Annotated in this window: 12 protein-coding genes and 1 pseudogene; 6 read left to right on the forward strand and 7 right to left on the reverse strand. The window is 38.0% G+C overall.

All coding sequences use genetic code 11. The features are described 5' to 3' along the window. Positions 1-19 precede the first annotated feature (19 nt). The gene (locus P9B04_RS08345) at positions 20-262 is read right to left on the reverse strand and encodes a DUF2934 domain-containing protein (protein ID WP_342054530.1); all 243 of its coding nucleotides are present in this window, start codon (positions 260-262) and stop codon (positions 20-22) included. 40 nt (positions 263-302) lie between these two features. Next, the gene (locus P9B04_RS08350; RefSeq protein ID WP_342054531.1) at positions 303-773 is read right to left on the reverse strand and encodes a DUF29 domain-containing protein; all 471 of its coding nucleotides are present in this window, start codon (positions 771-773) and stop codon (positions 303-305) included. Positions 774-1,105: 332 nt separating this feature from the next. Here P9B04_RS08350 and P9B04_RS08355 point away from each other — a divergent pair. From P9B04_RS08355 to P9B04_RS08370, 4 genes and pseudogenes are all read left to right on the forward strand, one after another. Further along, positions 1,106-1,398 (forward strand): annotated as a pseudogene (locus P9B04_RS08355) (nucleotidyltransferase family protein). Next, positions 1,395-1,718, forward strand: a complete 324-nt coding sequence (locus P9B04_RS08360; RefSeq protein ID WP_342054532.1) for a HepT-like ribonuclease domain-containing protein — start codon at positions 1,395-1,397, stop codon at positions 1,716-1,718. The pseudogene P9B04_RS08355 and the gene P9B04_RS08360 overlap by 4 nt, the downstream one beginning before the upstream one ends. A 100-nt stretch (positions 1,719-1,818) precedes the next feature. Next, positions 1,819-2,025 (forward strand): hypothetical protein, encoded by a 207-nt coding sequence (locus tag P9B04_RS08365; protein ID WP_342054533.1) that lies wholly within the window; start codon positions 1,819-1,821, stop codon positions 2,023-2,025. Further along, complete coding sequence (locus P9B04_RS08370) at positions 2,022-2,273, forward strand: ParE family toxin-like protein (protein ID WP_342054534.1); 252 nt, start codon at positions 2,022-2,024, stop codon at positions 2,271-2,273. The genes P9B04_RS08365 and P9B04_RS08370 overlap by 4 nt, the downstream gene beginning before the upstream one ends. Before the next feature lies 1 nt (position 2,274). Here P9B04_RS08370 and P9B04_RS08375 read toward each other — a convergent pair whose 3' ends face one another. Beyond that, positions 2,275-2,484, reverse strand: coding sequence for a type II toxin-antitoxin system HicA family toxin (locus tag P9B04_RS08375; protein ID WP_342054535.1), 210 nt, complete (start codon positions 2,482-2,484; stop codon positions 2,275-2,277). Between the two features lie 3 nt (positions 2,485-2,487). Beyond that, positions 2,488-2,691, reverse strand: a complete 204-nt coding sequence (locus P9B04_RS08380; RefSeq protein ID WP_342054536.1) for a type II toxin-antitoxin system HicB family antitoxin — start codon at positions 2,689-2,691, stop codon at positions 2,488-2,490. A gap of 494 nt (positions 2,692-3,185) precedes the next feature. On the opposite strand from P9B04_RS08380, the gene carB reads away from it, so the two are divergent. Further along, complete coding sequence (gene carB, locus P9B04_RS08385; protein WP_342054537.1) at positions 3,186-6,431, forward strand: carbamoyl-phosphate synthase large subunit; 3,246 nt, start codon at positions 3,186-3,188, stop codon at positions 6,429-6,431. Positions 6,432-6,504: 73 nt separating this feature from the next. Further along, positions 6,505-6,774 (forward strand): YciI family protein, encoded by a 270-nt coding sequence (locus tag P9B04_RS08390; RefSeq protein WP_287138502.1) that lies wholly within the window; start codon positions 6,505-6,507, stop codon positions 6,772-6,774. Positions 6,775-6,807: 33 nt separating this feature from the next. Here the strand turns inward: P9B04_RS08390 and hflX are convergent, their stop codons facing one another. The 3 genes from hflX to P9B04_RS08405 all read right to left on the reverse strand — a co-directional run bounded on the left by hflX (position 6,808) and on the right by P9B04_RS08405 (position 9,650). Beyond that, positions 6,808-8,514 (reverse strand): GTPase HflX, encoded by a 1,707-nt coding sequence (gene hflX / locus P9B04_RS08395; protein WP_342054541.1) that lies wholly within the window; start codon positions 8,512-8,514, stop codon positions 6,808-6,810. Positions 8,515-8,535: 21 nt separating this feature from the next. Further along, complete coding sequence (locus P9B04_RS08400; protein WP_342054538.1) at positions 8,536-8,904, reverse strand: YkgJ family cysteine cluster protein; 369 nt, start codon at positions 8,902-8,904, stop codon at positions 8,536-8,538. A 524-nt stretch (positions 8,905-9,428) separates the two neighbouring features. Further along, on the reverse strand, positions 9,429-9,650 hold the full coding sequence (locus tag P9B04_RS08405; protein WP_342054539.1) for a hypothetical protein: 222 nt from the start codon (positions 9,648-9,650) through the stop codon (positions 9,429-9,431). Positions 9,651-9,744: the final 94 nt, after the last annotated feature.

Consider the following 9,744-nt stretch of genomic DNA (forward strand, 5'->3'; position numbering starts at 1 on the left):
ACTGGTTTGCTCATTGCTGTTACTGTACCTCATAACTGTGGGAAATGCTATATTTGTACAATTCTCCTTTAGGTTTTCCTGCTTCTTCCCAAAGTTCATAAGCAGTTGGTTGAATCTCTCGTTCTAATTTTGCTTTTTGATAATAATAATCAAAAGTTTCGTCTTGTCTTCCTGCTTCTTCCCAAAGTTCATAAGCTCGTTGTTCAATTTCCGTTTCTAAACTATTATTATTTTGTGAACCTGGTAACCGAAAACTTCTCATTCTATCTCTAAACCAATTCACTGTTTATATCTCCAAGAGTTTAAAGTAAATGGTCATAGTTTAAAATATCTTCAACGGGAAAAGGAATCTCTAAAGGAATCAGACGATCAGATAAACTGGTCTTATCTAAAACAATTTTTCTTGCTTCGCTGTAACATTTAGGAAGATTCTCATAAAATAAGGGTTTTAAACTGGGACTATCTTCAAGCAATAATAAAATTTGTCTTCTTTGTTCTCTAATAGTTCCTTTCCAATTTCTTTGATTGTACTCTTTTTCTGTTTCCCAACAAGCTAATTTTAATAGGTGTTCCAATAAGACAACTAAGTGATTTTTCAATTCTCGTTTCTCGGACTTACCCAAACTATCTAATTCCTCAATAACATTATCCCAGTCGATTTTATCAAAATCTTGTGTTTTTATTTGTTTAATAGTGGTTTCTATCCATAAACAAAAATTTTGATCATAGAGTTGCTTTTGAGTAATTACTGATTTGAGAGGATGAGTATTCATAGACATAAGTTAAGTTAAGCTAATTTTATTATAATTCACTGATGAGATAATGAAAGCAGAATCATGAGAGGGAAAAAATAAATAATTGAGATTGTGATACAAGAAAATACGTTCTTATGATTTTTAAATTGATATAAAATCATCTAATCTTCTGTTATCAAGTGAAGGTTAAATTATCTTAAGTTCTGATGTTAAGGAGTATTTTACTGATTCTAAATCGGTTAATCATACACTAAGAACTTTAATGAATTTAATTCCTAAATCAAACAAAAAATAAACTAACTATGATATGATGAAATATATATGTCAAATTGAATCAATAAGTTTTTAAAATGGAACTTAAACAATTACTAGAAAAAAACGTCAAGAAATTATTGATATTGCTGCTCAATATGGTGCATATAACATAAGGATTTTTGGCTCAGTTGCCAGAGGTGAAGAAACAGAAAATAGTGATATTGATTTATTAATTGATTATGATTTAGATAAAATTACTCCCTGGTTTCCTTCTGGTTTAATGCAAGATTTACAATCAATTTTAGGTCGAAAGGTTGATATTGTTACTGTTAATGGTTTGAGAGAAAGAATCAAAGAAAAAGTATTACAGGAAGCGATTAAATTATGAGAGATGATCGGGAAAGATTACAAGATATCTTAGACACAATTAAGCAAATAGAAAAGTATGCCGAACCAGGGAAAGATAGATTTATGAAAGATGAATTAATACAAACTTGGGTAGTTCATCATTTAATTATTATTGGCGAAGCTTCTAGTAGAGTGTCCCAGGAAACTAAAGAAAAATACCCTGATCTTCCTTGGGTGGGAACTATTGATGTTAGAAATATTATTACTCATGAATATTTTAGGATTGCTCTTAATATTATTTGGATGATTGTTAAAGATAATTTACCTGATTTGAAAGAGAAGATTGAAAATATTTTGTAATTATTTTTTCTACATATTACGATTCTCCATTATTGATGTAAAATAGATGTAAAACTAAATCACTATATCCTAATATAATTCAAGATAAAGATTAAAATTTATGGAAAAAACAAAATTAACGGAAATTAAACAAGCTGTTAGTGAGCTTTCTGATAGGGATCTAGCTAATTTTCGGACTTGGTTTGCTGAATTTGATGCACAAGAATGGGATCAAAAATTTGAAGAAGATGTGACAAAAGGCAAACTTGATGCACTAGCAGAAAAAGCGTTACAAGATCTAAGAGAAGGGAAGTGTAGAGATTTGTGAAACATCGTGCAACTTCTGATTTTTGGTATTATTATCGACAGTTACCACCCCATATACAAAAAATAGCAGATAACTGTTATGAAAAACTCAAACAAGATCCCTATTATCCCTCACTACATTTTAAAAAAGTTGATCAATTTTGGTCAGTTCGGATCGGAATTCATTATCGAGCAATCGCAGTTCAAGATAAGGATGAGTTAGCTTGGTTTTGGATTGGACATCATGCTGAATATGATAAAATATTGTAGTCTATTTCAAATCTTCTTCTGTTAATTCTGCTTGTTTCATAAAATGTCGCAATAACCCAATTTTCAGGTCTTTATTTCCATGAATAGGAACAGAAATTTTATTGATTTTATTGGGGTTTGCATAGATATGATGACTTCCTTGGAATCGAACTTTTACCCAACCATTACTTTCTAAAATTTTAGCAAATTTTTTACCAGAAATAGACTTCATAAGTTATACAGCAATATCCAGAATACGAGTCTTATCATCAGTTTCAATGGTTTCAATATCGACGGATAAATGACCTTCTATTGCTTCATAAAGGTTTTGTAATAATTCCTCAAAAGTATCTCCTTGGGTTGCACAACCTGGAAGTGCAGGAACTTCTGCCCAAAAACCGCCTTCTTCTGCTTCGTGGATAACAACTTTTACTCTCATTAATTAATTCTCCATAATCAACTTTTTTAAAAATAACATATCAATATTATTGGGTGGGCAAATTAGTATAATTTGTTTAGGCAACTCTACTCTATTACATATCATCTGTCAACATTTTAAAAACTAGAGTTAACAACAGAAAATATATAGCAGATAAAACAGAATAAATAGCATCTAAGTACGCCAACTGATCATTTTGTTTTATGGCTTTACTTAACATTGAATTACTACTAAAATTCTGTAAAATAGAAATTATTAAAAAAACCAATAAAAAAACTGGAAAAAAGAATCCATATTTTTAGATACTCCTCTTTAATCAACATTAACTTATAAAATTGAGAAACAATTTCTCAACTATTTTGCTGTTATACCTATAAACTTATAACTAACCCAAACCCCTTAAACCTAAATAAAGGATTAGATTGTAGCAAAAATCGCAAAGACAACCTATACAATAAATTCGGTTTATTCTATCTAACTCTACAAGAACGCTTATGCCACGCCGTGAAGACCTAAAGAAAATCTTAATTTTGGGTGCAGGCCCCATTGTTATTGGCCAAGCTTGCGAATTTGACTATTCTGGTACTCAAGCCTGTAAAGCACTACGAGAAGAAGGCTATGAAGTAGTATTGGTCAACTCTAACCCTGCTTCTATTATGACCGATCCAGAAATGGCTAATCGCACCTATATCGAACCCCTCACCCCCGATATGGTAGAAAAAGTTATTGCCAAAGAGCGTCCCGATGCGTTATTACCAACAATGGGAGGACAAACTGCTCTTAATGTTGCTGTGGGTTTGGCAAAAAATGGCGTTTTGGATAAGTATAATGTAGAGTTGATCGGGGCCAAATTACCTGCTATTGAAAAAGCAGAGGATCGGGAACTCTTTAAAGAAGCGATGAAAAAGATCGGGGTTCCTGTGTGTCCTTCCGGTATCGCAAGTACCCTCAAAGAAGCACAAGCGATCGGGGAGGAAATAGGATCTTATCCCTTGATTATACGTCCTGCATTCACCTTGGGAGGGACAGGAGGAGGTATTGCCTATAACCAGGAAGAATTCGAGGAAATGGCGCAGTTTGGTATCGATGCGTCCCCCGTATCGCAAATTTTAGTGGAAAAATCCTTATTGGGGTGGAAGGAATACGAACTAGAAGTAATGCGAGACTTAGCGGATAATGTGGTCATTATCTGTTCCATCGAAAACTTTGAGCCGATGGGAGTGCATACAGGGGACTCCATCACCGTTGCACCGGCGCAAACTTTAACCGATAAAGAGTATCAACGATTAAGGGACTATTCCCAAGCTATTATAAGAGAGATTGGGGTAGAAACCGGCGGATCTAACATTCAGTTCTCCGTTAACCCTCTTAATGGCGATGTGATCGTCATCGAAATGAACCCCCGTGTCTCTCGTTCCTCCGCTTTAGCATCAAAAGCGACAGGGTTCCCTATTGCTAAGTTTGCAGCTAAGTTAGCAGTGGGTTACACCCTCAACGAAATATCCAACGACATCACCAAACAAACCCCCGCATCCTTTGAACCCACCATTGACTATGTGGTAACCAAAATACCTCGCTTTGCTTTTGAGAAGTTTCCCGGATCACAAGCTATTTTAACCACCCAGATGAAGTCTGTGGGGGAAGCAATGGCCATCGGACGCACATTTCAAGAGTCCTTCCAAAAAGCGTTACGATCGCTAGAAACTGGACGCTACGGGTTTGGCTGCGATCGCCAAGAAACCTTACCCTCCCTATCTCAAGTTCGTTCTAGTTTACGCACTCCTAACCCGGAGCGAGTTTATAGTATTTATCATGCCATGAGACTGGGTATGACGGCAGAAGAAATATACGAGTTGACAGCAATAGATATCTGGTTTTTGGATAAGTTAGGGGATCTCATCGAAACAGAAAAAGTCCTCAAACAAACTAAGTTAGAGGATATTACTGCGTCTGAAATGCGCACTATTAAACAAAAAGGGTTCAGCGATCGCCAGATAGCATTCGCAACCAAAACCACCGAAGATGAAGTGAGAAACCTCCGTAAAAGTTTAGGGGTGATCCCAGTTTATAAAGTAGTGGATACTTGCGCTGCGGAGTTTGAAGCTTATACCCCTTATTATTATTCCACCTACGAACCCGAAGAAACAGAAGTCAATGTCACCGAAAAACAGAAAGTAATGATTTTAGGGGGAGGTCCCAACCGCATTGGACAAGGGATCGAGTTTGACTACTGTTGCTGTCATGCGTCCTTTTCCCTCAGCGACGCAGGGTTTGAAACCATCATGGTTAACTCCAACCCAGAAACCGTTTCCACAGATTATGATACTAGCGATTGCCTATATTTTGAACCGTTAACCAAAGAAGACGTTTTAAATATCATCGAAACCGAGAACCCTGTGGGGGTTATTATTCAGTTTGGGGGACAAACCCCTTTAAAACTTGCGGTTCCATTGCAGACATACCTCGATACTCCTGAATGTCCCGTACAAACCAAAATATGGGGAACCTCTCCCGACTCTATTGACACCGCAGAAGATCGGGAACGCTTTGAAAAGATTTTACACGATCTCCATATTAAACAACCTCCTAACGGTATTTCTCGCAGCTATGAGGAGTCTTTAGCGGTTTCTTCTCGTATTGGTTATCCTGTGGTGGTTCGTCCCTCCTATGTGTTGGGAGGACGCGCAATGGAGATCGTCTATTCTGACGAAGAGTTGGAGAGGTATATGACGTATGCGGTACAAGTTGAACCAGATCATCCTATTTTAATCGATAAATTCTTAGAAAATGCCATCGAGGTGGATGTAGATGCGTTGTGCGACACTACAGGAAAAGTAGTTATTGGTGGCATTATGGAACATATTGAACAAGCAGGTGTACACTCTGGAGACTCTGCTTGTTCGGTTCCTTTTACCACCCTTTCAACTAACGCTATCGATACTATTCGTAGCTGGACTAATGCTTTAGCTAACAGCTTAAAAGTGGTGGGGTTAATGAACATTCAATACGCAGTTCAAGGGGAACAAGTTTACATTTTAGAAGCCAACCCCCGCGCCTCTCGAACGGTTCCCTATGTATCTAAAGCAACGGGACGGCCTTTAGCAAAAATTGCCTCTTTAGTGATGTCAGGAAAAACCTTAGAGGAGTTAGGAATAACAGAAGAATTTGTTCCCCGTCATATTGCTGTAAAAGAGGCAGTTTTACCCTTCCAAAAATTCCCCGGTGCTGATACTTTATTGGGGCCTGAAATGCGTTCTACCGGTGAAGTAATGGGAATAGATGATGACTTTGGTAAGGCGTTTGCTAAAGCCGAAATTGCGGCCGGTGTTGATTTAGCAACCGAAGGAACTGTGTTTGTTTCCATGAGCGATCGGGATAAAGTTTCAACGGTTCCAGTGGTGAAAGATTTGGTTGATTTAGGGTTTAAAGTTGTGGCAACTTCTGGGACACAAAAAGTGTTAGAAGAGAACGGAATAGAAGGAGTAGAAGTTGTTTTAAAACTGCACGAAGGTCGTCCCCATGTGATAGATTGGATCAAAAATAAACAGATTCAATTTATTATTAATACCCCCAGTGGAGAAGATTCTCAAATTGATGGTCGTAAGATTCGCCGCACTGCTTTAGACTATAAATTGCCCATTATTACTACCATAGCAGGGGCAAAAGCAACCGTTGCAGCTATTCGTGCTTTACAAACAGAACCCTTAGAGGTTAAAGCATTGCAAGACTATATTTCCTAACATTTCGTTGGGTGGGCATTGCCCACCTTTATAGATTATAATTAACTGTAATAATCATCAGCAAAAAACGATTATGCCGAAATACATTTTATTTGGTAGTTACTGCGAAAATGCTTTAGAAAAAAGAACTCCTTACCGTCAAGATCATTTGGACGGTTTACAAAAGCAAAAAGAAGCAGGAATTTTAATCACTATTGGACCAACTAAAGATAATACTAAAGTATTTGGAATTTACGAATCAGAAAATTCTGAAAAAGTCAAGCAATTGATTGAAAATGATCCCTATTGGAAACATGGGATCTGGACAAATTATGAGATCAAAGAATGGATACAAGCTTTTTAATCAATTTAAAAGTTTGTTATTCTAATTCAACAGTTAGGAATTATTTAAAGCATACTGAACCAACTGACTCAACTTGTAGCGTAATGTTTCTAACCCTAACCGTTGACTAGCAGAAATGAAAATGGCTAAAGGATACTCTTCTTGTGCAACCTTTAAGGTTTCTCCATCTACAGTGTCGATTTTATTAAATACTAATAAAATTGGCCCGGGAACTAGGGGCATTTCCTGTAGAATATTCATCACCGATTGTATATGATGTTGCCAAGCCGGGTGAGATAAATCAACCAAATGTAACAACGCATCCGCTTCTGTAACCTCCTCCAAAGTTGCCCGAAACGCATCCACTAAAGACGGGGGTAACTCGTGAATAAACCCCACTGTATCTGTTAGGAGAAAAGTGTAAGGTTGCCCTGTATCATCGTTAACCCCAGATAAACGGCGAGTAGTAGGATCAAGAGTGGCAAAAAGTTGATCCGCAGTGTACACCTCCGCGTTGGTTAAAGCATTGATTAATGTTGACTTACCAGCATTGGTATAGCCGACAATAGCAATACTGGGAACCTCCTGTTTTTGACGTTGTTGACGAAGACGGGAACGATGCGATCGCAGCTTATTAACTTCTTGTTGCAACCGAGAAATACGCCGTTGAATACCCCTACGTTCAGTCTCCAACTTGGTTTCCCCTGGTCCTCTGGTCCCGATACCACCCCCTAAACGGGACATGGCTTGCCCCCGCCCTACTAACCGAGGTAGCATATACTCTAACTGTGCCAACTCAACTTGTAACTTTCCGGCCCGGGACTGGGCCCGTTGAGCAAAAATATCTAAAATTACCTCAGTACGATCAACCACTTTAATACCTAACTGTGCTTCCAAGTTTCGCACTTGGGCTGGTGATAAGTCCAGACTAAACACCACTAGGTTAGCCCCCAAAGTTTGCACCCGTAAAGCAATTTCTTCTACTTTACCCTTTCCTACCAAGGTTTGAGGATGGGGTTGGGGTCGTTTTTGGCGGATGGTTTCAACTGTTTCTCCTCCGGCAGTTTCCACCAGTCGTTCCACTTCTGCCACCTCTTCAGCAAAGGTGCGATCGCTCATTTTTCCTGTTTGTAAGCCAACGATAACCACTCGTTCGTGATCTCCTTCTACCTGTTGGGCTACATATTCCCGACGAAACTCCGCTTCTAGTCCTTCTACTAACCCCAAAAAGTCCTGTTCTGAGAGGGTTTCTAGGGTCATGGCAGAGGAAACAGTCCAGTAATAAGCATGGTTGGGGTTGAACTCTGAAGTGGGCAGTAAATGGGCAATATAGGCCTCTTTGACATATCCGGTTGCCCCTCCACCCCGTCGCATTTTTCCTTCTGAGGTGATGGATAATACAACCAAGCTGTCCAGACGTTGCAGTACCATGGCCGTTAAACTAGACTCTCTGGGAGACTCGGCTTTGAGTTGGGTGGCGATGCAACGAATACCACAAAGTCGTTCAGCACCGTAACGGGGTAATTCTAGGGCAGGTATTTGGGTTTGTCGAGGGGTCCCCACTCCCACCCGAATCACTTGGCCACGACGGTTTACGTAGGCGCAGACTCCTTGACCAAGGTCCGAACTCACCGCCGCTAGTCTTTGGGCAAACTCTGGAGACGTGAAGCGATCGCCTTGTAATTTTTGGTTATAAAGTCGTTTTAGTTGCTTAATTTGACTAGATTTTAACCCTTGCAGGTTTCCGTAAATGGTATCGATGGGTTAACCTCCTTACTGCGCTTAGATAGTTTGAGAGATTTCTCTATTATAGTGTTTCATTTCGGTACTTTTGGCACCGTAAACTCCTTCTATTTGTTGGCGACAACATTCAATGGCAAAGTCGTTAAATTCAGAGGGATCAATATCGTACATTTCTTGAAAACTATCGGGTTGTACGCGACAAAAACGGGGACGTTGTTCATAGACTATACATTTTCGGCTTTCATGGTCGAAATTAAGACACCATCCATCTTCTCCCACTAAACTTAAATAATGGTCTAATTCTTCTGGGGTTAAATAGTCTTCTAAGTCGGGGCGATCGCCTGGATCTAAGTTACAACAAGCCCCACACCCTTCTATACATTTCCATTTTTCTATTTTGGTCTTCATAAAGTTTCAAGCTTTGATTTTCTTTTTTTATTTTAATGTCATTTTTATTTTTTTCTATAATTTTTATTGATCTTATCTCCTTGATTAAGTATGATGTTCTACAATACCATTTAATTTTGAGAGATTTTACCAAATAAGATGATACAAAAGCTAAACATTACAAATAATCCAGAAAATTTCAACAATCTGATCAAATCTGTTACTGAAGACGATGTTATTTATGAAATACAAAATCAAAATGATTCTGCTATACTTATTTCCCAAAAAAGTTATGAAAGCTTACAAGAATGAACATCGAACCAATTTTAAAATATTTTGAAAAACTTCTTAAGGATGGAACAGATATTTATTTGCTTATGGCTATAGAGAGGATACAGAACATACAGGTAAAATGTATTCAGGACTACCATAATTACATAAACTACAACAAAATATAAAACAATAAAAATAGCGAAATTAATTACTGATTTCGCTATTTTGAAAATCAAATGAGCTTTAAAGAAAAAGTTATGTAATGATATTTATCATCTCAAAGATTCTGGTGTCCCCACACAAATCTGATCTGCATAAACATCCACTTCAGCAGTTCGACTTTTTCTAAATCTACCGCCACCATGCCTTGTAATTGTAACTTGAACCATAGACTGATCGGCTTGTACCATACTTGCAACACGCATAGCATTATCTCTTCTTTCTTGAAAACTAAACCCTGCTCCATAGTGATTAACTCTTCCAGATGAACTCATACCCCTGGAGAAAGCATTTTGAACATCTTGTACAGAATTTTGACGACTCCCACCGTTAAGCTCCTCTCGTCGCTATAACGGGGGATTCTTTGTT

Origin of the sequence: Crocosphaera sp. Alani8, from assembly GCF_038442745.1 — a bacterium.
GTDB lineage: Bacteria > Cyanobacteriota > Cyanobacteriia > Cyanobacteriales > Microcystaceae > Crocosphaera.

Coding starts and splice junctions, on each gene's coding strand:
- P9B04_RS08345 (WP_342054530.1), bottom strand. CDS start 262: ATGAGAAGTTTTCGGTTACCAGGTTCACAAAATAATAATAGTTTAGAA.
- P9B04_RS08350 (WP_342054531.1), bottom strand. CDS start 773: ATGAATACTCATCCTCTCAAATCAGTAATTACTCAAAAGCAACTCTAT.
- P9B04_RS08360 (WP_342054532.1), top strand. CDS start 1,395: ATGAGAGATGATCGGGAAAGATTACAAGATATCTTAGACACAATTAAG.
- P9B04_RS08365 (WP_342054533.1), top strand. CDS start 1,819: ATGGAAAAAACAAAATTAACGGAAATTAAACAAGCTGTTAGTGAGCTT.
- P9B04_RS08375 (WP_342054535.1), bottom strand. CDS start 2,484: ATGAAGTCTATTTCTGGTAAAAAATTTGCTAAAATTTTAGAAAGTAAT.
- P9B04_RS08380 (WP_342054536.1), bottom strand. CDS start 2,691: ATGAGAGTAAAAGTTGTTATCCACGAAGCAGAAGAAGGCGGTTTTTGG.
- carB (WP_342054537.1), top strand. CDS start 3,186: ATGCCACGCCGTGAAGACCTAAAGAAAATCTTAATTTTGGGTGCAGGC.
- P9B04_RS08390 (WP_287138502.1), top strand. CDS start 6,505: ATGCCGAAATACATTTTATTTGGTAGTTACTGCGAAAATGCTTTAGAA.
- P9B04_RS08400 (WP_342054538.1), bottom strand. CDS start 8,904: ATGAAGACCAAAATAGAAAAATGGAAATGTATAGAAGGGTGTGGGGCT.
- P9B04_RS08405 (WP_342054539.1), bottom strand. CDS start 9,650: ATGAGTTCATCTGGAAGAGTTAATCACTATGGAGCAGGGTTTAGTTTT.